The following is a 23,534-nucleotide window of genomic DNA, read 5'->3' on the forward strand; positions in this document are numbered from 1 at the left end:
ATCAACCCTCCTTCGCGGGCGTTGGAGCGGATTGACCACTGTCTTTCAAAGCCTTGGTCACTTCAGGCGGCATGTACTTTTCATCGTGCTTGGCCAGCACTTCGTCGGCCACGACCACGCCATCGGCATTGAGTTTGCCGAGCGCGACGATGCCCTGCCCTTCGCGGAACAGATCCGGGAGGATGCCGCGATAGGTGATGGTCACGGATTTGTTGAAGTCAGTGACGATGAATTTAACGTCCAGCGAATCACCGGACCGTTGCAGCGAACCTTTCTCGACCATGCCACCCGCACGGATGCGCGTGTCTTGTGGCGCTTCGCCATTGGCGATCTGCGTCGGGGTGTAAAACAGATTGATGTTCTGCTGCAGGGCGCTCAAGGCCAGGCCGACGGCAGCGCCGACACCGACCAGAATCGCGAGAATGATGATAAGACGCTTTTTACGCAGCGGATTCACTTGCCGTTCTCCCGGCGCAGACGACGCGCCTCTTGTTGCAGATACCGCTTGCGGGCCAGGATCGGCGCCGCCACGTTGAGGGCCAACACCGCCAGGCAGATGCCATAGGCTGACCAGACATACAGGGCGTGATGGCCCATGGCGAGGAAGTCGCCGAATGACGCAAAACTCATCGAGCGGCCTCCAGGCTGTTCTGCACTTCGGCTTTCACCCAACTGGCGCGCGCTTCGCGCTTGAGCACTTCAAGGCGCATGCGCAGCAGCAAAACAGCACCGAAGAAACAATAGAAACCCAGCACCGTCAGCAGCAATGGCAGCCACATTTCAGCCGGCATCGCCGGTTTTTCGGTCAGGGTGAAGGTCGCACCCTGGTGCAGGGTATTCCACCACTCCACCGAGTATTTGATGATTGGGATGTTGATCACGCCGACAATCGCCAACACCGCACAGGCCTTGGCCGCGCTGTCACGATTGCTGATGGCGTTGCCCAGTGCAATGAGACCGAAGTACAGAAACAGCAGAATAAGCATGGACGTAAGTCGCGCATCCCAGACCCACCACGAGCCCCAGGTCGGTTTGCCCCAGATCGCGCCGGTGACCAGCGCCACGGCGGTCATCCAGGCACCGATGGGCGCCGCGCATTGCAGGGCGACATCGGCCAGTTTCATCTTCCAGACCAGCCCGACGATGCCGCACACCGCCAGCATGACGTAGACGGACTGCGCCAGCATCGCGGCGGGAACGTGGATATAGATGATGCGAAAGCTGTTGCCTTGCTGGTAGTCCGGCGGCGCGAAGGCCAGGCCCCAAACGACACCAACGCTGATCAGCAGCAACGCTGCGATGCTCAGCCACGGCAGCAGTTTGCCGCTGATGCCATAAAACCATTTGGGTGAGCCGAGCTTATGAAACCAGGTCCAGTTCATTACTGTTTCCATCACGGTTGCTGCTCGCCATCACGAGCAGCGCAGGGTCTTTACTGGTTAAAATTTAACCAGACCTCATTATTCGCCGACGCTGATCTTCAGGCCAGCAGCTATTGCAAAAGGTGTCAGGGTTATCGCCAGGGCGGTCAGGCTACCAAGCCACAGGAGATAACCGGTCGCCGGCATGCCCTGCAATGCCGCCTGCAAGGCGCCACTGCCGAGAATCAACACCGGGATGTACAACGGCAGAATCAGCAGCGCCAGCAACAAGCCGCCACGCTTCAAGCCTACCGTCAGGGCTGCGCCCACCGCACCGAGCAAGCTCAGCACCGGTGTACCCAGCAACAGGGAAAGCAGCAACACCGGCAGACAGGCGGTGGGCAAACCGAGCATCAACGCCAGCAGTGGAGCGAGCAAAACCAGTGCCAGACCCGAGAAGGCCCAGTGTGCCAGTACCTTGGCCAAAACCAGAAGAGTCAGGGGGTGCGGCGAAAGGACCCACTGTTCGAGGGAACCGTCTTCGAAATCACTGCGGAAAAGCCCGTCCAGCGAGAGCAAAACCGATAAAAGGGCCGCCACCCAGACCAGCCCCGGAGACAAGGTTTGCAACAATTGAGACTCGGGGCCGACCGCCAACGGGAACAGCGAAACCACAATCGCGAAGAACACCAGCGGATTGGCCAACTCCGCCGGACGACGGAACAACAAGCGAGCCTCACGGGCGACCAACAGGCCGAAAACACTCATACGGCCCAATTCCCCAGATCAATGTCGCGATAGCCGGCCGGCATCCGGCTCAGCGTGTGGTGCGTAGTCAGCACCACCATGCCGCCGCGCTCACAGTGCCCGGCCAGGTGTTCTTCGAGTTGCGCCACGCCTTGCTTGTCGAGCGCGGTGAACGGCTCGTCGAGGATCCACAGCGGCGGGCTGTCCAGATACAACCGCGCCAGCGCCACACGGCGTTGCTGGCCAGCGGACAGGGTATGGCACGGAATATCTTCGAAACCGCGCAGTCCGACAGCGGCAAGTGCTGCCCAAATGGCTTCATGGGAGGCCGGTTGATGCAGGGCGCAGAGCCAGCTGAGGTTTTCTTCGGGGGTCAGCAAATCCTTGATGCCCGCCGCATGACCGATCCACAGCAGATTACGCGCCAGTTCGCTGCGTTGTTCGTTCAACGGCTGGCCGTTGAGCAGCACTTGACCGGCGGTCGGTTGCATCAAGCCCGAAAGCAGACGCAACAAGCTGGTTTTGCCACTGCCATTGGGTCCGCTAATTTGCACCATTTCGCCACTGGCCAGTCTCAATTCGAGATTTTCGAAGAGCAGCCGAAGGTCTCGCTCACAGGCAAGGGCAACGGTTTGCAGGACTGGACTGGTCAAGAGATCACGGGCCTTTACGGTTCAAGTCGGCGGCGGTGCAGCCGCTAAAGAGATGCAGCATAGATGCATTGGCGGCCTGTTCTAGAGAGCTGCGTCAAACAATTGCAATGTTTTCGCCACTCTCCGAAAGACGGGCGGCATTATACATGCCATGCCCTACTCTAAAGAGGGCAATTTCCTCAGGTTGTGACCGCGTATGACAGGCGAAATGAACATCCTCCCGCTACCACCGACCACGCCCGCGACGTCGCGGCCGCAGGTGGTGAGTGGCGATCTGCTCAAGCTGCTGACGCCGATGGAGGGCTTGATTAGTGCCGGGCAGACCGCCAAAGCCGAAGTGCTGTCGCTGAAGCAGGCGGATCAGACCTTTCAACTGCTGCTCAAGGTCACCCTTGAAAGCGGCCGTCAGACCACGGTTCAGGCCACCAGCAGTCAACCGTTGCCACAGGGCACGAACCTGGCAATCACCCAGCCATCAGCGGGCAACCTCGCCGTGACAGTGCAACAGGCCATCGCCTCCAGCGTTGCCACCCTCACCCGCCTCGACACGGCGCAACTGCCGGTGGGCACCTTGCTGCAAGGCAAAGTGCTGACTTCCCAGGTGCTGCCGCAAGTGCCGGGCCAGCCGACGGTGTTTCGTTCGATGGTAAGTCTGCTCAACACGGCGCTGAGCGGCAGCACCCTGAACATCGACAGCCCGACGCCGTTGCGCATCGGCACCCTGCTGAGCGCGCTGGTACAAGATACCCACTCCCTGAAATTCGTACCGTTGAGCAACCGCCAGGAACAACTGGCAGTCACCCAACAACTGGTCAGCCAGCAAAGCCGCCAAGGCTCACTGGACGGATTACTGAAGCTTCTGCAAAACCTGCCAACCTCGAACCAGACATCCAGCGACCTGCGTGCCGCCGTGGACAAGTTGCTCGCTGGCCTGCCGGACGTGCAGCAACTGAGCACGCCAAAAGGCCTGGCCCAGGCGCTGGCCAATAGCGGACTGTTCCTCGAGGCAAAACTGCTCGCCGGGACAAATCCGACGCTGGCACCGGATATGAAAGGCGATCTGCTGAAGCTGATCGCGCAACTGACACCGGGGTTGCCGGCCAACACCAATCTCAGCGCAATCATCGCCGCCAACACGCTGGCCCAGGCCATGCCGAGTTTCGTACGCAGCGCCCTCGGCATGCTCGGCCAGGTCAGCGCCAAACCGCAGCCGACCAGTTTTCCTCTGCCGGAGCGCTTCCTGCAGAGCCTGGACGGCGAAGGTGATCTGGAGCACTTGCTGCGTCTGGCGGCCGCCGCGGTTTCACGCCTGCAAAGCCACCAACTGTCGAGCCTGGAGCAAACCGGCGTCACCGACGACGGTCGGCTGATGAGCACCTGGCAGCTGGAAATCCCGATGCGCAATATGCAAGACATCGTGCCGCTGCAGGTCAAGTTTCAGCGCGAGGAAGCGCCGGAAAAAGAACAACCCAATGAACGCCGTGACGAACGTGAGCCCAAGCAACAACTGTGGCGCGTCGAACTGGCATTCGACATGGAACCGTTGGGGCCGCTGCAGATTCAGGCGCAGCTGATCAACGGCAGCCTGTCCAGCCAGCTGTGGGCCGAGCGGCCGTACACCGCGAGCCTGATCGAGAGCAATCTTGTCGGGCTGCGCGAACGGCTGCTGGCGTCAGGCCTGAACGTCGGCGATCTCGATTGCCACCTCGGCACACCGCCGCAAGGTCCCCAGACCCGTCTGGAACAACGCTGGGTTGACGAAACCGCATGAGAAATCCCGAGACGCCACGCCAGGCCATTGCCCTCAAATATGACGGCACCCACGCCCCGACCCTCACGGCAAAAGGCGACGAAGAACTGGCGGAAGAAATCCTGAAGATTGCCCGCGATTATGAAGTGCCGATCTACGAGAACGCCGAGCTGGTGAAACTGCTGGCAAGGATGGAGCTTGGGGACAGTATTCCGCAGGAGTTGTACCTCACGATCGCCGAGATCATTGCGTTTGCCTGGAACCTGAAAGGCAAGTTTCCTGAAGGGCATGATCCGAGTGCGCAGATGATCGAGAAGGACATCACCGATCGCGGGGATGATTACTGAGGATTCGAAGATGCCATCGCCAGCAAGCCGGCTCTACAAGTGCGATGTCCTTCGGGATCTCGCAAAAACTGTAGGAGCCGGCTTGCCGGCGAAGCGGTCTTGAGGCTTGCATCGCCCTTTCGGCCGACATCGCTGGCAAGTCGGAACGCCGCATCGCGCCTACACTAGCGAAAAGCTTCAGTTCTTGTGCAACTTGCTCATCAACTCCGCCTCAGCCTGGGTCAACCCGCAGGACTGAGTCAGCTCGTCGACGCTCGCGCCCATTCCGACCAGGCGCGCTGCCTGGGCAAATGACAGGCTCGACGGGTCGCGCTGTTCAAGCTGAGCCAGCTTGTCCGGCAACGGGCCGACGACGGCACGCAGCTCGTGCAGGTCTTCACCCATGCGCACGCTGCCACTTTGATAGTTGTCAACGCGCTTGGCCAGTTCCTTGATGCGCTGATCTCGCAGCGCATCGCCCTGGGCCTGTTGCGCGGCGATCTGCCGCTGACCGCGAATGTACGCCAGAAACATCGCCAGCGTGCCTGCCCAGAAGAGGAACAAGACAATGACCGCAACCTCAAGAATCAATCAGATACTCTCCAGTTCCGACCATTCTTCTTCGCTCATCATCTTGTCCAGCTCGACCAGGATCAGCAATTCGTTGTTCTTGTTGCACACGCCTTGAATGAACTTGGCGGACTCTTCGTTACCCACGTTCGGCGCGGTTTCGATTTCCGACTGACGCAGGTAAACCACTTCGGCCACGCTGTCGACCATGATCCCGACCACTTGCTTGTCGGCTTCGATGATGACGATCCGGGTGTTGTCGCTGATCTCGGCATTCATCAGGCCGAAGCGCTGACGGGTGTCGATCACGGTGACCACGTTACCGCGCAGGTTGATGATGCCCAGCACGTAGCTCGGGGCACCCGGGACCGGGGCGATTTCGGTGTAACGCAGGACTTCCTGAACGCGCATCACGTTGATGCCGTAGGTTTCATTGTCCAGCTTGAAGGTTACCCATTGCAGGATCGGATCTTCGGAACCTTTTGCAGACGACGCCTTATCATTCATACCCTGACCCCTCGAAAAACCGCTCCTGGCGGTGTGTGTTCGGTGCGATGGCAAGTCACTTGCCCCGCGTGTTTTTTATATCGGTTTATGGGTCGGCTTACTGCCACCCATGTGCTTTGCCCCACCGCTGGCGATCAGCTCGGCCAGTTCGGAAACATCGAGCAACGCACACATGTGTTCAATCACCGTGCCCGCCAGCCATGGTCGTTGACCACGGTGGGTGCGCCATTTGATTTCGTTCGGGTCCAGGCGCAACGAGCGGCTGACCTGATGCACCGCCAGCCCCCACTCGTAGCCCTGAACCGAAATAACGTATTGCAGGCCCTGACGGAAGTCATCGCGATAGCGGTCGGGCATGACCCAACGGGCGGTATCGAGCACTTTCAGGTTGCCGGCCTGGCTCGGCAGGATCCCGAGGAACCATTCAGGCTGACCGAACAGCGGTGTCAGCTCCTGACCGGCCAGGGAGTAAATCGAACCCAGGCACACCAGCGGCACCGCCAGGGTCAACCCGGCGACATCGAACAACAGGCATTCGAACGGCTCGGCGGCCCACGCGGGACGGCCATCGGTTTCCACTGGCGGCGGCGTATTGCTCGGCGGCAAATGGACTTCAACGATTGGCGGCACCAGCGCTTGCAGCAGTGGCGCGATGGTCGATACCGGCGCCAAAACCGGTGCCGGCGCTTCAATCAGCGCCACCGAGGCTTTCACCACGGGTGCCGCGACTGGCGCGGCAACGGCTGCCGGTTTCTCGGCCGGCTTCTGCGCATCGCGGGCCTGCTCTTCAAGCACCGCGGCCTGGAACTCGTCCAGCGCCGCTTCAACTTCGACCACCTGGGGAATCGCTTCGATTTGCGCCGGCAACTCTTCGATTTCCGGCGGCAACTCTTCAGTCGCGTCCATCAGCAAGCTCTCCAGATAGGACTGGAGCGCAAGTTGCGGACGGGAAGTGATTTTTACCGGGCGATTCATCTCACGCCACCTGCGCAACAGATTGCTGCGCCAACAAGTGTTTGAGCAGCGCGCGATAGGCCAGCACGCCGCGGCTCTTGCCGTCAAACTGCGAAGGCGTCACGCCGGCACGACTGGCATCGCGCAAACGCGTGTCGACCGGAATGTAGCCTTGCCAGATTTCTTCCGGGTACTTGTCGCGCAACACCCGCAAGGTCCCGAGCGACGCCTGCGTGCGCCGGTCGAACAGGGTCGGTACGATGCTGAATGCCAGCGGCTGTTTACGCGAACGGTTGATCATCGCCAGGGTGTTGACCATGCGCTCCAGGCCTTTGACTGCCAGGTGCTCGGTCTGCACCGGAATCACCAATTGCTGACTGGCCGCCAAGGCATTGACCATCAGTACACCGAGCAACGGCGGGCTGTCGATCACCGCGTAATCGAAGTCCTGCCACAGTTGCGCCAGGCTCTTGGCGATCACCAGGCCCAAACCACTCTGCCCCGGCGACTGGCGCTCGAGGGTCGCCAGTGCGGTGCTTGACGGCAACAGGGAAATACTCGCGTGACTGGTGGGCAACAGCAACTGGCCGGGCAAGCCTTGCGGCACGCTGCCCCGGTGCAGGAACAGGTCGTAGCTGCTGTGTTCCAGGTTGTCGGGGTCGTAACCGAAGTAGCTGGTCATCGAGCCGTGGGGGTCGAGATCGACCACAACCACGCGCTTGCCCGCCTCAGCCAGCAACCCGGCTAGAGCGATAGAGGAAGTGGTTTTACCAACACCACCCTTTTGATTGGCAACGGCCCAGACTCTCATTCGGATTGTTCCTCCCGGTCGAACCGGTCGACCGAGAAATAGCTCAACGTATTAATGCGGGTGACGGAGAATTGACGGCGCTCTCTCGTCCCGGCGACTTGACCGGTGCAGGTGCAGTTTGTGTGCCAGCACGCTTCAACGCGGCGTCCGGTTGCGCATGAGCGGTTCCGGTGCCGGTGAGGCTGCGACGGACATCGAGATTTCGCGACACCACCAACACCACGCGACGGTTGCGCGCCCTGCCCTCGGCCGTGGCGTTATTGGCCACCGGCTGAAATTCGCCGTAACCCACCGATGCCAATCGACCGGGATTTACCCCCTGCATCGCCAGCATCCGCACGATGCTCGCCGAACGCGCCGAGGACAGCTCCCAGTTGGTCGGGTACTGCGCGGTACGGATCGGTTGATCATCGGTGAAGCCTTCGACGTGAATCGGGTTGTCGAACGGCTTCAGGATCCCTGCGACTTTATCAATGATGTTGAACGCCATGTCGCTGGGCATGGCATCGCCACTGCCGAACAACAGACTGGAATTGAGTTCGATCTCGACCCACAGCTCGTTACCGCGCACGGTCATCTGATTGGAGCTGATCAAGTCGCCGAACGCGGCGCTGATGTCATCGGCAATGCTTTTCAGCGGATCGCTGGTACCGGCGATGCCGGCGTCGACCTGTTCGCTGTCCTTGACCAGCGGCTTGGCCGGGGTCACGGTTTTCGGCCGCTCTTCGCCGATGGGAATCGGCTGGAGCGAACGATCCGAATCGGTGAACACGCCGATCAGCGCCTGCGAAATGATCTTGTACTTGCCTTCGTTGATCGAAGAGATCGAGTACATCACCACGAAAAAGGCAAACAGCAACGTAATGAAGTCGGCGTAGGAAACCAGCCAGCGTTCGTGGTTTACATGTTCTTCAGGTTGCCGGCGACGAGCCATAATCCATTACCCCCATCAATCCATGAAGCCCTGAAGCTTCAACTCAATAGAGCGAGGGTTTTCACCTTCGGCGATCGACAGGATGCCTTCCAGCAACATTTCGCGATAACGCGACTGACGCAAAGCAACGGACTTGAGTTTGGCGGCAATCGGCAGCAGCACCAGGTTGGCACTGGCCACGCCGTAGATGGTGGCGACGAAGGCCACGGCAATGCCGCTACCCAGTTGTGACGGATCGGCCAGGTTGCCCATGACGTGGATCAGGCCCATCACCGCACCGATGATGCCGATGGTCGGCGCATAGCCGCCCATGCTTTCGAAAACTTTGGCGGCCTCGATGTCGCGGCTTTCCTGGGTATAGAAATCCACTTCCAGAATGCTGCGAATCGCTTCCGGTTCGGCGCCGTCCACCAGCAGTTGCAGGCCTTTACGCGAGTAGGCGTCGGGTTCGGCGTCGGCGACCCCTTCCAGACCCAGCAGACCTTCCTTGCGGGCGGTCAGGCTCCAGTTCACCACGCGGTCGACGCCGCCGGCGAGGTCGATGCGCGGCGGGAACAGGATCCAGCCGAGAATCTGCATGGCGCGCTTGAAGGCGCTCATCGGCGATTGCAGCAGCGCCGCACCGACGGTCCCGCCGAGCACGATCAACGCGGCCGGACCGTTGGCCAACGCGCCGAGGTGGCCGCCTTCCAGGTAGTTGCCACCGATAATGGCGACGAACGCCAAGATGATCCCGATGAGGCTGAGTACATCCATCAGATACACGCCTCGACCAGGTGCTTGCCAATGTCGTCGAGGCCGTACACCGCATCGGCGAGTTCGGCTTTGACGATGGCCATCGGCATGCCGTAAATCACGCAGCTGGGTTCATCCTGAGCCCAGATCGAGCTGCCGCCCTGCTTGAGCAGACGCGCGCCTTCACGACCGTCGGCGCCCATCCCGGTCAACACGACCGCCAGAACTTTGTCACCGTAGGTCTTGGCGGCCGAACCGAAGGTGATGTCCACGCACGGTTTGTAGTTCAGACGTTCGTCGCCCGGCAGGATTTTCACCGCGCCACGGCCGTCGATCATCATTTGCTTGCCACCCGGCGCCAGCAGCGCCAGGCCCGGACGCAGGATGTCGCCATCCTCGGCTTCCTTGACGCTGATGCGGCAGAGCTTGTCCAGACGTTCGGCGAACGCCTTGGTGAAAGCGGCCGGCATGTGCTGGATCAACACGATCGGTGCCGGAAAGTTGGCCGGCAACTGGGTCAGAACCCGTTGCAGGGCAACCGGGCCGCCTGTAGACGTGCCGATGGCAACCAGTTTGTAGGCTTTGCGTTTCGGCGTTGGCGACGATGGGCTGGCTGCGGAGGTGCGAGCAGGCATCGGTGCCGGTGCCGGACGAGCAGGTGCGCTGCTGCCATAACTGCCTATGCTGGAAGGCGCAGGTGTCGGGGCGGGTGCAGCGACCGGTGCCGGCGCGCTGTAGGCACTGACACGACGATTACTGCGCGAGATGCTGAGAATCTTCTCGCACAGCAGTTGCTTGACCTTCTCGGGGTTGCGCGAGATGTCTTCGAAATTCTTCGGCAGGAAATCCACCGCACCGGCGTCCAGCGCATCCAGGGTGACCCGGGCGCCTTCGTGCGTCAGCGAGGAGAACATCAAGACCGGGGTCGGACAGCGCTGCATGATGTGCCGCACCGCCGTGATGCCATCCATCATCGGCATCTCGTAGTCCATGGTGATCACGTCCGGCTTGAGGGCCAGCGCCTGATCGATCGCCTCTTTTCCGTTGGTCGCCGTACCGACGACCTGGATATTCGAATCCGCTGAGAGAATTTCCGAGACGCGGCGGCGGAAAAACCCCGAATCGTCCACCACCAGGACTTTGACTACCATAAACACTCCGTTAGGCGGGGGCGAGGCGCAGTCGCCCCGCTCCCCCAGAATCAAATACGCCGTGCGGCGTAACGCTTGAGCATGCTCGGAACATCGAGAATCAGCGCAATACGACCGTCACCGGTGATGGTGGCGCCCGACATGCCCGGGGTTCCCTGGAGCATTTTGCCCAATGGCTTGATGACCACTTCTTCCTGGCCGACCAGTTGATCGACAACGAAGCCGATGCGCTGGGTGCCCACCGAAAGGATCACCACATGGCCTTCGCGCTGCTCTTCGTGAGCGGCGGAGCTGACCAGCCAGCGCTTGAGGTAGAACAGTGGCAGCGCCTTGTCCCGCACGATCACCACTTCCTGGCCGTCCACCACGTTGGTGCGCGACAGGTCGAGGTGGAAGATCTCGTTGACGTTCACCAGCGGGAACGCGAACGCCTGATTGCCGAGCATGACCATCAGCGTCGGCATGATCGCCAGGGTCAACGGGACCTTGATGACGATCTTCGAGCCTTTGCCCTTGGTCGAGTAGATATTGATGGTGCCGTTGAGCTGGGCGATCTTGGTTTTCACCACGTCCATGCCCACGCCACGACCCGACACGTCGGAGATCTCGGTTTTGGTCGAGAACCCCGGGGCGAAGATCAGGTTGAAGCAGTCGGACTCGCTGAGGCGGTCTGCCGCATCCTTGTCCATCAAGCCTTTCTTGACCGCGATACCGCGCAGAACGTCGGCGTCCATGCCCTTGCCGTCATCGGAGATGGACAGCAGGATGTGGTCGCCTTCCTGTTCGGCAGACAGAATCACCTTGCCGCTGCGCGGTTTGCCCATCGCTTCGCGTTCGGCCGGCTCTTCGATACCGTGGTCGACCGAGTTGCGCACCAAGTGGACCAGCGGGTCGGCCAGGGCCTCGACAAGGTTTTTGTCGAGGTCGGTTTCTTCGCCGACCAGTTCCAGGTTGATCTCTTTCTTGAGCTGGCGAGCCAGATCGCGAACCAGACGCGGGAAGCGCCCGAAGACTTTCTTGATCGGTTGCATCCGGGTCTTCATGACCGCGGTTTGCAGGTCGGCCGTGACCACATCGAGGTTCGACACGGCCTTGGACATGGCTTCATCGGCGCTGTTGGCACCCAGGCGAACCAGGCGGTTACGCACCAGCACCAACTCGCCGACCATGTTCATGATTTCGTCGAGGCGCGCGGTGTCGACCCGCACGGTGGTCTCGGCTTCGCTAGCCGGTTTTTCCGCCGGTGGCGCGGCCGGTGCACGGGCAGGCGCCGGTGCAGCAGCGGCGGCGACGGGTTTCGGTGCTTCGGCTTTTGGCGCGGGCGCCTTGGCAACAGGTGCCGGGGTTTTGGCGACGGGCGCCGCTACCGAAGAAGCGGCAGAACCTGTGCCGACTTCAGTGAACTTGCCTTTGCCATGCAATTCGTCGAGCAGCGATTCGAACTCGTGATCCGAGATCAGATCGCCGCCGGCCGCTGCTGCGGTTGGCGCAGCCGGGACCGGTACCGAGGCAATGGCCGATTCCAGTGCGTCGACTGCAAAGTTGCCCTTGCCGTGCAGCTGATCGAGCAGTGCTTCGAACTCGTCGTCGGTAATGTTGGAGCTGTCGCCTGGCGCTTTCGGCGCTGCCGGTGCGGCTGGCGCTGCGGGTGCAGCCACCGCGTCGACAGCAAACTGGCCTTTGCCGTGCAACTGATCGAGCAACGACTCGAACTCGGCATCGGTGATTTCGTCGCTGGTCGCGGCATCGCCGGCCGGCAGTGAAACAGCCGCCGGGGCCTCAGCCTGAGCCTTGACGGCGTTCAGCGAGTCCAGCAGTTGTTCGAATTCGTTATCGGTGATGTCGCCTGATTCGGCTTCGGCAGCCGGTTCTTCCACCACTTCAGCTACAGGTGCGGCTTGATCGGCGGTTTGCGGCTCGGCCAGACGGGCCAGGGCCGCCAGCAATTCAGGCGTGGCAGCCGTTATCGGGCTGCGCTCGCGGACTTCGGTAAACATGCTGTTCACCGCGTCCAGCGCTTCGAGAACCACGTCCATCAATTCCGAGTCGACGCGACGTTCACCCTTGCGCAGGATGTCGAACACGTTCTCGGCGATGTGACAGCACTCCACCAGCTCGTTGAGCTGGAGGAAGCCGGCGCCCCCTTTTACAGTGTGAAAACCGCGAAAAATTGCATTGAGCAAATCCGCATCATCCGGTCGGCTTTCAAGCTCGACCAGCTGTTCGGACAGTTGCTCTAGAATCTCGCCGGCCTCAACCAGGAAATCCTGAAGGATCTCTTCATCGGCGCCGAAGCTCATTAAGGGTGTGCTCCTACAGGTCTAAAAACCTAAAATGCCTAAAATTCTAAAACCCTAGGCTGGATAGCAAGTCGTCCACATCGTCCTGACCGGACACAACGTCTTCTCTTTTATCGGCATGAATCTGCGGACCTTCACCCTGAGAGAGATGTTTTTGCGGATCTTTTTCTGCAAGCATCGCTTCACGGTCATGTTCGATGCCCGCAAAGCGGTCCACCTGACTGGCCATAAGCACGAGCTTGAGCAGGTTGCTTTCAACTTCGGTGACCAACTGGGTCACACGCTTGATCACTTGACCGGTGAGGTCCTGGTAATCCTGAGCGAGCAGAATGTCGTTGAGGTTGCTCGACACCGCGCGGTTGTCCGCGCTGCTGCGTGTCAGGAAACCGTCGACACGCCGTGCCAGTTCACGAAACTCCTCAGCCCCGACTTCGCGACGCATGAACCGCCCCCAGTCCGTGCTCAGCGCCTGGGCTTCATCGCTCAGGCTGTTGACCAGCGGCGTGGAGTTTTCGACCAGATCCATGGTGCGGTTGGCTGCGGCCTCTGTCAGCTTGACAACGTAACCCAGACGCTCGGTGGCATCTGTGATCTGGGACACTTCCTCGGCTTGCGGCATGTGCGGGTCAATCTGGAAATTGACGATCGCGCTGTGCAGCTCGCGGGTGAGCTTGCCCACTTCCTGATACAGGCCGCGGTCACGGGTCTGGTTGAGCTCATGGATCAGTTGCACAGCGTCGCCGAACCTGCCTTTTTCAAGGCTTTCGACCAGTTCGACCGCGTGTTTTTTCAGGGTCGATTCAAAATCGCCCTGTGAAGATTCTTTGTGGTCCATAGCTCCCCCGTGGCGCAGTTTCTCAACCGATGCGTTCGAAAATCTTCTCGATTTTGTCTTTCAACGCCTGGGCCGTGAAGGGTTTGACCACATAGCCGTTTACGCCGGCCTGGGCCGCTTCGATGATCTGCTCGCGCTTGGCTTCAGCGGTCACCATCAGCACCGGCAGGTGCTTGAGCTTTTCATCGGCGCGCACATGGCGCAGCAGATCGATACCGGTCATGCCCGGCATGTTCCAGTCCGTTACCAGAAAGTCGATGCTTCCGCTGTTGAGAACCGGAATGGCAGTAACGCCATCGTCGGCCTCGACCGTGTTGGTGAACCCAAGGTCACGCAACAGGTTTTTTATGATCCGCCGCATCGTTGAGAAGTCATCAACGATGAGGATTTTCATGTTCTTGTCCAATTCGACCTCCAAGCAGTCTTAAACGCACCCAGCACCTGGACGCGCCATTTCAATCAATCCGGCAAAGCACTCAATGACTGTCTGGAGCACAACAGATCGCGACCGGCGCAGTTCAACACCACACCAGCCACGTTCGCAGTGTCCCCACACTGCCTTCAGCGCGCTCGCCACTCCCCCAAACGCCCCCGCAAACGGGCCGCGCACTGGCTGTGTAACTGGCTGACCCGAGATTCGCTGACCCCCAGGACCTCACCGATTTCCTTGAGATTCAACTCTTCGTCGTAGTACAGCGCCAACACCAGTCGCTCACGCTCCGGCAAATTGGCAATCGCGTCCGCCAGCGCTGCCTGGAAGCGTTCATCTTCCAGATCGCGTGACGGCTCGAGATGAGCACTCGCGCCATCCTCATGCAGCCCTTCATGTTCGCCGTCCTGCAACAGATCGTCGAAACTGAACAAGCGACTGCCCAGGGTGTCGTTCAAAATCCCGTAGTAATCGTCGAGACTCAATTGGAGTTCGGCCGCAACTTCGTGATCTTTAGCGTCACGGCCGGTTTTAGCTTCAATCGAGCGAATTGCGTCGCTGACCATGCGGGTATTGCGGTGGACCGAACGTGGCGCCCAGTCCCCTTTGCGCACTTCATCAAGCATGGCGCCGCGGATTCGAATGCCCGCGTACGTCTCGAAACTCGCGCCTTTGCTGGCGTCATATTTGGTCGATACTTCTAGCAGGCCGATCATCCCGGCCTGAATCAGGTCTTCGACCTGGACACTGGCCGGCAGTCGTGCCAGCAAGTGGTAGGCAATGCGTTTGACCAGTGGCGCGTAACGCTCGATCAGCTCGTACTGCGCGTCACGTGCCGACTTCTTGTAGAGGTTGTAACCGCTGGCTGTCATAGCACGGGTCCTGCCGTTTGTTGCACGAGGCGCTCGACGAAAAACTCCAGGTGCCCACGCGGGTTGGCGGGCAGCGGCCAGGTATCGACCTTTTGTGCGATGGCCTTGAACGCCAGGGAGCACTTGGATCGCGGGAAGGCTTCATAGACCGCGCGCTGCTTCTGCACAGCCTTGCGCACGCTTTCGTCGTACGGCACCGCACCGACGTATTGTAAGGCGACGTCAAGGAAGCGGTCCGTGACCTTGGTCAACTTGGCGAACAGGTTGCGCCCTTCCTGCGGGCTCTGCGCCATGTTGGCCAGGACGCGGAAGCGATTCATGCCGTAGTCGCGGTTGAGCAGTTTGATCAGGGCGTAGGCGTCGGTGATCGAGGTCGGCTCGTCGCACACCACCAGCAAGACTTCTTGCGCGGCGCGAACAAAACTGACTACCGAGTCACCAATACCCGCAGCGGTGTCGATCACCAGCACGTCGAGGTTGTCGCCGATATCACTGAAAGCCTGGATCAGGCCGGCGTGCTGAGCCGGGCTCAGGTGCACCATGCTCTGAGTGCCGGACGCCGCAGGGACGATGCGAATGCCGCCGGGCCCCTGCAACAGCACGTCGCGCAGTTCACAGCGGCCTTCGATGACGTCAGCCAGGGTACGTTTGGGTGTCAGTCCCAGCAGGACGTCGACGTTCGCCAGCCCCAGATCGGCGTCCAACAGCATGACGCGCCGGCCGAGCTCAGCTAGAGCCAGGGACAAGTTCACTGACACGTTAGTCTTCCCGACGCCACCTTTGCCGCCGGTCACCGCGATCACCTGTACGGGATGCATGCTGCCCATGTTATTTCTTTACCTTGTCTTGCATAGACGGAGGCCACATTACTGGCTGCGCGTTCATCATCTGAACAATGCATGGCAGACCATCGATGTAGGTACAAAAACTGTTCATTAATACCTCAGCCAACCTGCTTGGTCGGGCTGTGATAAATATCAGCGAACATGTCAGCCATGGCTTCTTCGCTGGGTTCTTCCTGCATTTGCACGCTGACGGCGCGACTGACCAACTGATGACGACGCGGCAGATGCAAATCATCCGGAATACGCGGTCCATCGGTCAGGTAAGCCACCGGCAATTCATGACTGATTGCCAGGCTCAACACCTCACCCAGGCTTGCCGTTTCATCCAGTTTAGTCAGGATGCAGCCAGCGAGCCCGCAGCGCTTGTAACTGTGATAAGCGGCGGTTAGAACCTGTTCCTGGCTGGTGGTTGCCAGAACCAGATAATTTTTTGATTTGATGCCACGGCCAGCCAGGCTTTCGAGTTGCATGCGCAATGCCGGGTCACTGGCCTGGAGGCCCGCGGTATCGATCAGCACCACGCGCTTGCGCAGCAACGGATCCAGCGCCTGCACCAGCGACTGACCCGGATCGACGTGCGTCACCGACACATTGAGGATCCGGCCGAGGGTCTTGAGTTGTTCCTGAGCACCGATACGGTAGCTGTCCATGCTCACCAGCGCGATATTCTGCGCGCCGTACTTGAGCACGTAACGGGCCGCGAGCTTGGCCAGAGTGGTGGTCTTGCCCATGCCGGCCGGGCCGACCATGGCAATCACGCCGCCCTCTTCCAGTGGCTCGACTTCCGGTGTGGCGATCATCCGCGCCAGGTGCGCCAGCAACATGCGCCAGGCCTGACGAGGCTCTTCAATGTCGGTAATCAGCTCCAGCAGGTCGCGGGACAACGGACCGGACAAACCGATGCGTTGCAGGCGACGCCAAAGGTTGGCCTGGGCCGGACGACTGCCTTGCAGTTGGTTCCAGGCCAGGGAGCCGAGTTGTACTTCCATCAGTTCGCGCAGGCTGTTGAGTTCGAAACGCATCGAGTCGAAAGCACGCGGATCAACGCCGGTCGAAGCAGGCGCAGGAGCCGGTGCCGGGCGACGAGGTTCAGTGTACGTAGGCTCGATCAACGGTTCAGCGGCAGTCAGCGGCAGGCCGGCGAACAACTGGCGATTGGTCGACTTGTCGCTCTCGCCCTCGCTGCGCAGGCTCAGTTCGGCCTGGGCGGTGACGATCCGCGACTGAGTCTTGCGCAGCTCGTCCTCGAGTTCCATGTTCGGAACACGCGGGGCCAACGCCGACAGCTTGTAATCGAGCGCGGCCGTCAGCTCGACACCACCGGCGATCCGGCGGTTGCCAATGATGGCGGCATCAGCGCCCAGCTCATCACGAACCAGCTTCATGGCCTGACGCATATCGGCGGCGAAAAAACGCTTAACTTGCATAAACCACTACCTCAGCCGTTGGGCCCTACTGTCGCAACGATGGTCACTTGCTTGTTGTCAGGGATTTCCTGGTAAGCCAACACGTGCAAACCCGGGACTGCCAGTCGGCCGAATCGCGACAACATCGCGCGAACCGGGCCGGCCACCAGCAGAATCACCGGTTGACCTTGCATTTCCTGACGCTGCGCCGCGTCGATCAACGAGCGTTGCAGTTTTTCAGCCATGCTTGGCTCCAGCAGAACGCCCTCTTCCGAGCCTTGTCCTGCCTTCTGAAGACTATTGAGCAATATTTGTTCCAACCTTGGCTCCAAGGTGATAACTGGCAGCTCGGACTCAGTCCCTACAATGCTTTGGACGATTGCACGGGATACGCCGACGCGCACCGCGGCCACCAGAGCGGCAGTATCTTGACTCTTGGCGGCATTGTTGGCGATCGCCTCGGCGATGCTGCGGATGTCACGTACAGGCACCTGTTCGGCCAGCAACGCCTGGAGCACCTTGAGCAGCTGCGACAACGACACCACGCCAGGCACCAACTCCTCGGCCAGTTTTGGCGAGCTTTTGGCCAGCAATTGCATCAGTTGCTGCACTTCTTCGTGGCCGATCAGCTCACTGGAGTGCTTGTACAGAATCTGGTTCAAGTGGGTTGCCACTACCGTACTGGCATCGACCACGGTGTAACCAAGGGATTGCGCCTGTGCACGCTGACTGACTTCGATCCAGACCGCCTCCAGCCCGAAAGCCGGATCTTTGGCGGTAATGCCGTTCAGCGAGCCGTAGACCTGGCCGGGGTTGATCGCCAGCTCGCGATCCGGATAAATCTCCGCTTCGGCCAGGATCACTCCCATTAGAGTGAGGCGATAGGCGCTCGGCGCGAGATCGAGGTTGTCACGGATATGCACAGTCGGCATCAGGAACCCCAGATCCTGGGACAGCTTTTTACGCACGCCCTTGATCCGCGCCAGCAACTGACCACCCTGGTTGCGGTCCACCAGCGGAATCAGGCGATAGCCGACTTCCAGGCCAATCATGTCGATTGGCGTCACATCGTCCCAGCCAAGCTCCTTGGTTTCCTGAGCGCGGGCCGGCGATGGCAGCAATTCCTGCTGACGCTTGACCTCCTGCAAGGCCTGAACCTTGACGGTGTTCTGCTTCTTCCAGAACAGGTACGCGCCACCGGCCGCCAGGGCCGCCATGCTCAGAAAGGAAAAGTGTGGCATGCCCGGCACGAGGCCCATCACCGCCATCAAACCCGCCGCCACGGCCAACGCCTTGGGCGAGGCGAACATCTGGCGATTGATCTGTTTGCCCATGTCTTCCGAACCGGAAGCACGGGTCACCATGATCGCTGCAGCTGTCGATAACAACAGTGATGGCAATTGCGCCACCAAACCGTCACCGATGGTCAACAAGGCATACACCCGACCGGCATCGCCGAAGGTCATGCCGTGCTGGAAAATACCGACCGCCATGCCGCCGATCAGGTTGATGAACAGAATCAGCAAACCGGCGATGGCGTCACCGCGCACGAACTTGCTGGCACCGTCCATGGAACCGTAGAACTCGGCCTCCTGGGCGACTTCCATCCGGCGCAGCTTGGCCTGGTTCTGATCGATCAGGCCAGCGTTCAAATCGGCGTCGATCGCCATTTGTTTGCCGGGCATCGCATCGAGGGTGAAACGCGCGCTCACCTCGGAAATCCGCCCGGCACCCTTGGTGACCACGACGAAGTTGATGATCATCAAAATGGCGAAGACCACGATACCGACCACGTAGTTGCCGCCGATCACCACCTCACCGAACGCCTGGATCACCTTACCGGCGGCGGCATGGCCGTCCTGCCCGTGAAGCATCACCACCCGCGTGGAGGCCACGTTCAGCGCCAGGCGCAACAATGTCGCCACCAGCAGAATGGTCGGGAACACCGCGAAATCCAGCGGTCGCAAGGCGTAGACACAGACCAGCAGCACGACGATCGACAACGCAATGTTGAACGTGAAGAACACATCCAGCAGGAACGGCGGCACCGGCAGCATCATCATGGCCAGCATGACCAGCAGCAACAACGGCACGCCCAGATTGCCCCGACTTAAGTCGGCAACGTTTGTGCGGGCACTGTTGAGTAACTGAGAGCGATCCACCGGTTTTCCCCGTTCCTTTAAAGCAAACTTTTGACGCCTGAAGCAGGCGCAGGGCGGCTATTGCAAGAAACCTTCCAACTTTTGCCGGGGCTTGAAACAGAGGGGGATATCGAGGGGGATTGGTGTTGTTTGAGCTGACGCCTTCGCGAGCAGGCTCGCGCCCACATTTGACGGTGCCCTACCAGAGAAACACGTTCAAAAGTGGGAGCGGGCTTGCTCGCGAAAAGCCCCTTGCTGATAGCACAAAACTCAGGAATCGCGGCGCAGATCCGGTGGAATCGGCAGGTCATCCTTGAGCGGATCCGGCCGCTTGCCCTTGCCGGCACGGTGCTGTCGGATCTGGTAGACGTAGGCCAATACCTGAGCGACGGCCAGATAGAGCCCGCCGGGAATTTCCTGCTCCAGCTCGGTGGAGTAATAGATCGAACGCGCCAGGGCCGGAGATTCCAGCAGCAACACTTCGTTGGCCACAGCGATTTCACGGATTTTCAGGGCCAGGAAATCACTGCCCTTGGCAATCAGCATCGGCGCCCCGCCCTTGTCCGAGTCGTATTTGAGCACCACGGCGTAGTGAGTCGGGTTGGTAATAACCACGTCAGCCTCGGGGATGGCCGCCATCATCCGACGCTGGGACATCTCACGCTGCAACTGACGAATGCGCTGCTTGACCTCCGGCCGCCCTTCCTGATCCTTGTGTTCGTCGCGCACTTCCTGCTTGGTCATCAGCAGCTTCTTGTGGCTTTCCCACAACTGCACCGGCACGTCGACGGCGGCGATGATGATCAAGCCGCAGGCCATCCATAGGGTGCTCCAGCCGACCACCTGCAGGCTGTGAATAATCGCCATGTCCAACGGCTCGTGCGCAATGCGCATCAGGTCGTCGATGTCGGAATTCAACACCGCCAGCGCGACGAACAGCACAATGAAAAACTTCGCCAGGGCCTTGAGCAGTTCCACCAGCGCCTTGGCCGAGAACATCCGCTTCAGCCCGGCGCCAGGGTTCATGCGACTGAATTTCGGCGCCATCGAGCCCGCCGCGAACAGCCAGCCACCAAGGGAAATCGGGCCGAGAAACGCCGCTAGCAACAGGGTGATCATCACCGGCTGAATCGCCACCAAGGCAATCTGCCCCGAGTGCAGCAGGAAGGCGCCCATGCTGCGCTGATCCAGAATCACTTCCCGCGACAGCGTGAAGTTCATCCGCATCAGCTCCATCATGTCCTGCGCCAAAGCCCCGCCGAAAATCAGCAGCGCACTGGCACCTGCGAGCATGATCGCCAAGGTGTTGAGCTCTTTGGAGCGCGCAATCTCGCCCTTGTCCCTGGAGTCCTTTTTACGTTTCTCCGTGGGGTCTTCTGTTTTGTCCTGACCGCTTTCGCTCTCAGCCATGACTCAGCGCGCCCGTGCCAGTTCGCGTAACCACTGCAAGGCCTCGGTGGCCAGCGGTTGATACTGATTGATGATGTCCGCCAGCCCGACCCAGACGATAAACAGCCCGAGCACCAGGGTCAGCGGGAAGCCGATGGAAAAGATGTTCAGCTGCGGCGCGGCGCGGGTCATCACGCCAAACGCGATGTTGACCACCAATAGTGCCGTGATCGCCGGCAGCACCAGCATCAACGCCGCGCCCAACACCCAACCGAGCTTGCCGGCCAGGTCCCAGAATTGTGAAACCATCAACCCGCTACCGACCGGCAACGTGGTGAAACTTTCAGTGAGAATTTCGAAGACCACCAAGTGGCCATTCATGGCAAGGAACAACAATGTCACCAGCATGGTGAAGAACTGCCCGATCACCGCCACCGAAACGCCGTTGGTGGGGTCGACCATCGACGCGAAGCCCATGCCCATCTGAATCGAAACGATCTGCCCGGCGACCACGAACGCCTGGAAGAACAGTTGCAGGGCGAACCCAAACACCGCGCCGATGAGGATCTGTTCGGCAATCAGCAGCAGCCCGCTCAAGTCCAGCGCATTGACCGGCGGCATCGGCGGCAATCCGGGAGCAATCACGACCGTGATTGCGAGGGCGAAATACAGGCGCACTCGCTTGGGCACCAGGGTCGTACCGAAGACCGGCATGACCATCAGCAAGGCACCGATGCGAAACAACGGCAACATGAACGTCGCCACCCAGGTGCTGATCTGGGTATCGGTCAGTTGCAGCAACGACGGCATGACTTAGCCGATGACCCGAGGAATGTTGCCGTACAACTGCAGGATGTATTCCATGAACGTCTGCACCAGCCACGGGCCGGCAACGATCAGCGTCACCAGCATGACCAGCAGGCGCGGCAGGAAGCTCAGGGTCTGTTCGTTGATCTGCGTGGCCGCCTGGAACATCGCGACCAACAGGCCCACCAGCAGGCTCGGAATCACCAGCACCGCGACCATCATGGTGGTCAGCCAGAGCGCTTCGCGAAAGATGTCTACCGCGACTTCCGGGGTCATGGCGAGACACCACCGAAGCTGCTCGCCAATGTCCCGATGATCAGCGCCCAGCCATCCACCAGCACAAACAGCATGATCTTGAACGGCAGGGAAATGATCAGCGGCGAGAGCATCATCATCCCCATCGCCATCAACACACTGGCGACCACCAGGTCGATGATCAGGAACGGAATGAAGATCATGAAACCGATCTGGAACGCGGTTTTCAGCTCGGAGGTGACGAAGGCCGGCACCAGAATCGTCAGCGGTGCCTGATCCGGCGTGGCGATGTCAGTGCGCTTGGACAGGCGCATGAACAGCTCCAGATCGCTGCTGCGCGTCTGCGCCAGCATGAAGTCCTTGATCGGCACCTGAGCCTTGGCCACGGCATCCTGTGCGGTGAGTTTTTCCGCCAGGTACGGTTGCAAGGCATCCTGGTTTACCCGGTCGAACACCGGCGCCATGATGAACAGGGTCAGGAACAGCGCCATGCCCGTAAGGATCTGGTTCGACGGCGTCTGCTGCAGACCCAGGGCCTGACGCAGGATCGAGAAGACGATGATGATCCGGGTGAAACTGGTCATCAGCATGACGAACGCCGGAATGAAACTCAGCGCAGTCATGATCAGCAGGATTTGCAGGCTGACCGAGTATTCCTGAGCGCCATTGGCGTTGGTGCCCAGGGTGATCGCCGGGATCGACAACGGATCGGCGGCGAAGGCCAGCGGCGCGGCCAGCATCAGGGCCAGCGTCAAGATGATGCGTAGCGCACCCATTACTTCTTATCCTTCTGATCCTTGCCCATCAGCTCCATCAGGCGCAGGGCAAACTCCGGGGTCGCTTTTTCGGTGACCGGTACGTGCACCGGCTCCTTGAGCACATGCAGAGCAGTAATGGTGCCAGGGCTCAAACCGAGCAGAATCTGCTCGTTGCCGACCTGCACCAGCATCAATCGGTCACGCGGACCCAGCGCCCGGGAACCGATCAACTCGATCACCTGCCCTTTGCCGGCAGGCCCGGCCTGCTGGACCCGGCGCAGCAGCCAGGCGAGGAAGAAGATCAACCCCAGCACCAGCAGCAAGCCGAGCACCAGTTGCGTCAACTGCCCCGCCACACCGCTGCTGACAGCAGGTGCGACGGTCGTGACGGCCGTCGCCACCGGCTCGGCCGCCAGCACGCTGAACGGCAAGGCCAGCGCCAGCCCCAGCAGAGAACCCGGAACCTGTTTCACTCAGCGCAGCTTCTTGATGCGTTCGCTTGGGCTGATCACGTCGGTCAGGCGGATGCCAAACTTCTCGTTGACCACTACTACTTCACCGTGAGCGATCAACGTACCGTTGACCAGCACGTCCAGCGGCTCACCAGCCAGGCGATCGAGCTCGATCACCGACCCCTGATTGAGTTGCAGCAGGTTACGGATGTTGATGTCGGTGCTGCCGACCTCCATGGAAATCGATACCGGAATATCGAGGATCACGTCCAGGTTCGGACCGTCCAGGGTTACCGGGTCGTTGTTTTTCGGCACGCTGCCGAACTCTTCCATCGGCAGACGGTTGGACGACGAACCGGAAGCGTCGGCAGCCAGCAAGGCGTCGATGTCATCCTGCCCGGCATCACCGGTTTCTTCCAGGGCCGCAGCCCATTCATCAGCCAGCGCCTGGTCGTCCTGGGTATTCATATCGTCAGCCATCTTGTGTCCTCGGCGGGCAGCCCTTCAAAAGGCGCCGTCAGTTAAAAGCGAATGTGGAGAGGCGC

Annotated in this window: 27 protein-coding genes; 2 read left to right on the plus strand and 25 right to left on the minus strand. The window is 60.3% G+C overall.

All coding sequences use genetic code 11. The features are described from left to right. Nucleotide 1 precedes the first annotated feature (1 nt). The 5 genes from ccmE to ccmA form a co-directional block, all read right to left on the minus strand. Nucleotides 2-457 (minus strand): cytochrome c maturation protein CcmE, encoded by a 456-nt coding sequence (gene ccmE / locus ACI77H_RS05885; RefSeq protein WP_054596313.1) that lies wholly within the window; start codon nucleotides 455-457, stop codon nucleotides 2-4. Continuing rightward, on the minus strand, nucleotides 454-630 hold the full coding sequence (gene ccmD, locus ACI77H_RS05890) for a heme exporter protein CcmD (RefSeq protein WP_008145547.1): 177 nt from the start codon (nucleotides 628-630) through the stop codon (nucleotides 454-456). The genes ccmE and ccmD overlap by 4 nt, the downstream gene beginning before the upstream one ends. Beyond that, nucleotides 627-1,382: a heme ABC transporter permease gene (locus tag ACI77H_RS05895; protein WP_150630208.1), complete on the minus strand. Its 756-nt coding sequence runs from the start codon at nucleotides 1,380-1,382 to the stop codon at nucleotides 627-629. Before ACI77H_RS05895 ends, ccmD begins: the two co-directional genes overlap by 4 nt. A gap of 78 nt (nucleotides 1,383-1,460) precedes the next feature. Beyond that, nucleotides 1,461-2,129 carry a heme exporter protein CcmB gene (ccmB, locus tag ACI77H_RS05900; RefSeq protein ID WP_407010901.1) on the minus strand — a complete coding sequence of 223 codons (669 nt, stop codon included), beginning with the start codon at nucleotides 2,127-2,129 and terminating at the stop codon, nucleotides 1,461-1,463. Next, complete coding sequence (gene ccmA, locus ACI77H_RS05905) at nucleotides 2,126-2,761, minus strand: cytochrome c biogenesis heme-transporting ATPase CcmA (protein WP_407010902.1); 636 nt, start codon at nucleotides 2,759-2,761, stop codon at nucleotides 2,126-2,128. Before ccmA ends, ccmB begins: the two co-directional genes overlap by 4 nt. A 196-nt stretch (nucleotides 2,762-2,957) precedes the next feature. Between ccmA and ACI77H_RS05910 the strand changes: the two genes are divergently transcribed. Further along, nucleotides 2,958-4,532, plus strand: a complete 1,575-nt coding sequence (locus ACI77H_RS05910) for a flagellar hook-length control protein FliK (RefSeq protein ID WP_407010903.1) — start codon at nucleotides 2,958-2,960, stop codon at nucleotides 4,530-4,532. Further along, nucleotides 4,529-4,858, plus strand: a complete 330-nt coding sequence (locus ACI77H_RS05915) for an EscU/YscU/HrcU family type III secretion system export apparatus switch protein (RefSeq protein ID WP_407010905.1) — start codon at nucleotides 4,529-4,531, stop codon at nucleotides 4,856-4,858. The genes ACI77H_RS05910 and ACI77H_RS05915 overlap by 4 nt, the downstream gene beginning before the upstream one ends. A gap of 177 nt (nucleotides 4,859-5,035) precedes the next feature. On the opposite strand, the gene ACI77H_RS05920 is transcribed toward ACI77H_RS05915, so the two are convergent. The 20 genes from ACI77H_RS05920 to fliN all read right to left on the minus strand — a co-directional run bounded on the left by ACI77H_RS05920 (nucleotide 5,036) and on the right by fliN (nucleotide 23,469). Continuing rightward, nucleotides 5,036-5,428: a DUF2802 domain-containing protein gene (locus ACI77H_RS05920; RefSeq protein WP_407010906.1), complete on the minus strand. Its 393-nt coding sequence runs from the start codon at nucleotides 5,426-5,428 to the stop codon at nucleotides 5,036-5,038. Further along, on the minus strand, nucleotides 5,429-5,914 hold the full coding sequence (locus ACI77H_RS05925; RefSeq protein ID WP_008024622.1) for a chemotaxis protein CheW: 486 nt from the start codon (nucleotides 5,912-5,914) through the stop codon (nucleotides 5,429-5,431). Between the two features lie 75 nt (nucleotides 5,915-5,989). Further along, nucleotides 5,990-6,889: a CheW domain-containing protein gene (locus ACI77H_RS05930; RefSeq protein WP_407010908.1), complete on the minus strand. Its 900-nt coding sequence runs from the start codon at nucleotides 6,887-6,889 to the stop codon at nucleotides 5,990-5,992. 1 nt (nucleotide 6,890) lies between these two features. Continuing rightward, nucleotides 6,891-7,679, minus strand: coding sequence for a ParA family protein (locus ACI77H_RS05935; protein ID WP_407010909.1), 789 nt, complete (start codon nucleotides 7,677-7,679; stop codon nucleotides 6,891-6,893). A 43-nt stretch (nucleotides 7,680-7,722) separates the two neighbouring features. Continuing rightward, a complete protein-coding gene (gene motD / locus ACI77H_RS05940) occupies nucleotides 7,723-8,613 on the minus strand; it encodes a flagellar motor protein MotD (protein WP_407010910.1) in 891 nt (296 codons plus the stop codon). 15 nt (nucleotides 8,614-8,628) lie between these two features. Next, the gene (locus ACI77H_RS05945; RefSeq protein WP_407010911.1) at nucleotides 8,629-9,369 is read right to left on the minus strand and encodes a flagellar motor protein; all 741 of its coding nucleotides are present in this window, start codon (nucleotides 9,367-9,369) and stop codon (nucleotides 8,629-8,631) included. Then, nucleotides 9,369-10,499: a chemotaxis response regulator protein-glutamate methylesterase gene (locus ACI77H_RS05950; protein ID WP_407010912.1), complete on the minus strand. Its 1,131-nt coding sequence runs from the start codon at nucleotides 10,497-10,499 to the stop codon at nucleotides 9,369-9,371. Before ACI77H_RS05950 ends, ACI77H_RS05945 begins: the two co-directional genes overlap by 1 nt. 50 nt (nucleotides 10,500-10,549) lie before the next feature. Next, nucleotides 10,550-12,799: a chemotaxis protein CheA gene (locus tag ACI77H_RS05955; protein WP_407010913.1), complete on the minus strand. Its 2,250-nt coding sequence runs from the start codon at nucleotides 12,797-12,799 to the stop codon at nucleotides 10,550-10,552. Nucleotides 12,800-12,845: 46 nt separating this feature from the next. Further along, on the minus strand, nucleotides 12,846-13,634 hold the full coding sequence (locus ACI77H_RS05960; RefSeq protein WP_407010914.1) for a protein phosphatase CheZ: 789 nt from the start codon (nucleotides 13,632-13,634) through the stop codon (nucleotides 12,846-12,848). A 22-nt stretch (nucleotides 13,635-13,656) separates the two neighbouring features. Further along, nucleotides 13,657-14,028, minus strand: coding sequence for a chemotaxis response regulator CheY (locus tag ACI77H_RS05965; protein ID WP_161986607.1), 372 nt, complete (start codon nucleotides 14,026-14,028; stop codon nucleotides 13,657-13,659). 167 nt (nucleotides 14,029-14,195) lie between these two features. After that, complete coding sequence (gene fliA, locus ACI77H_RS05970; protein WP_007894214.1) at nucleotides 14,196-14,936, minus strand: RNA polymerase sigma factor FliA; 741 nt, start codon at nucleotides 14,934-14,936, stop codon at nucleotides 14,196-14,198. Then, nucleotides 14,933-15,763 (minus strand): flagellar synthesis regulator FleN, encoded by an 831-nt coding sequence (gene fleN / locus ACI77H_RS05975; RefSeq protein ID WP_008001746.1) that lies wholly within the window; start codon nucleotides 15,761-15,763, stop codon nucleotides 14,933-14,935. The genes fliA and fleN overlap by 4 nt, the downstream gene beginning before the upstream one ends. Nucleotides 15,764-15,879: 116 nt before the next feature. Further along, nucleotides 15,880-17,208, minus strand: coding sequence for a flagellar biosynthesis protein FlhF (gene flhF, locus ACI77H_RS05980; protein ID WP_407010916.1), 1,329 nt, complete (start codon nucleotides 17,206-17,208; stop codon nucleotides 15,880-15,882). Nucleotides 17,209-17,219: 11 nt separating this feature from the next. After that, nucleotides 17,220-19,349, minus strand: a complete 2,130-nt coding sequence (gene flhA / locus ACI77H_RS05985) for a flagellar biosynthesis protein FlhA (RefSeq protein ID WP_407010918.1) — start codon at nucleotides 19,347-19,349, stop codon at nucleotides 17,220-17,222. Nucleotides 19,350-19,598: 249 nt separating this feature from the next. Continuing rightward, nucleotides 19,599-20,738 carry a flagellar biosynthesis protein FlhB gene (gene flhB, locus ACI77H_RS05990; RefSeq protein ID WP_407010919.1) on the minus strand — a complete coding sequence of 380 codons (1,140 nt, stop codon included), beginning with the start codon at nucleotides 20,736-20,738 and terminating at the stop codon, nucleotides 19,599-19,601. A 3-nt stretch (nucleotides 20,739-20,741) separates the two neighbouring features. After that, complete coding sequence (gene fliR, locus ACI77H_RS05995; RefSeq protein WP_150630224.1) at nucleotides 20,742-21,527, minus strand: flagellar biosynthetic protein FliR; 786 nt, start codon at nucleotides 21,525-21,527, stop codon at nucleotides 20,742-20,744. A gap of 3 nt (nucleotides 21,528-21,530) precedes the next feature. After that, nucleotides 21,531-21,800, minus strand: coding sequence for a flagellar biosynthesis protein FliQ (gene fliQ, locus ACI77H_RS06000; protein ID WP_008024593.1), 270 nt, complete (start codon nucleotides 21,798-21,800; stop codon nucleotides 21,531-21,533). Further along, nucleotides 21,797-22,555, minus strand: a complete 759-nt coding sequence (gene fliP, locus ACI77H_RS06005) for a flagellar type III secretion system pore protein FliP (protein ID WP_407010921.1) — start codon at nucleotides 22,553-22,555, stop codon at nucleotides 21,797-21,799. Before fliP ends, fliQ begins: the two co-directional genes overlap by 4 nt. Then, nucleotides 22,555-23,010 (minus strand): flagellar biosynthetic protein FliO, encoded by a 456-nt coding sequence (gene fliO, locus ACI77H_RS06010; protein ID WP_407010923.1) that lies wholly within the window; start codon nucleotides 23,008-23,010, stop codon nucleotides 22,555-22,557. Before fliO ends, fliP begins: the two co-directional genes overlap by 1 nt. After that, the gene (gene fliN, locus ACI77H_RS06015; protein ID WP_407010924.1) at nucleotides 23,011-23,469 is read right to left on the minus strand and encodes a flagellar motor switch protein FliN; all 459 of its coding nucleotides are present in this window, start codon (nucleotides 23,467-23,469) and stop codon (nucleotides 23,011-23,013) included. Between the last annotated feature and the right edge of the window lie 65 nt (nucleotides 23,470-23,534).

This window comes from Pseudomonas sp. O230 (assembly GCF_045447035.1).
Taxonomy (GTDB): domain Bacteria; phylum Pseudomonadota; class Gammaproteobacteria; order Pseudomonadales; family Pseudomonadaceae; genus Aquipseudomonas.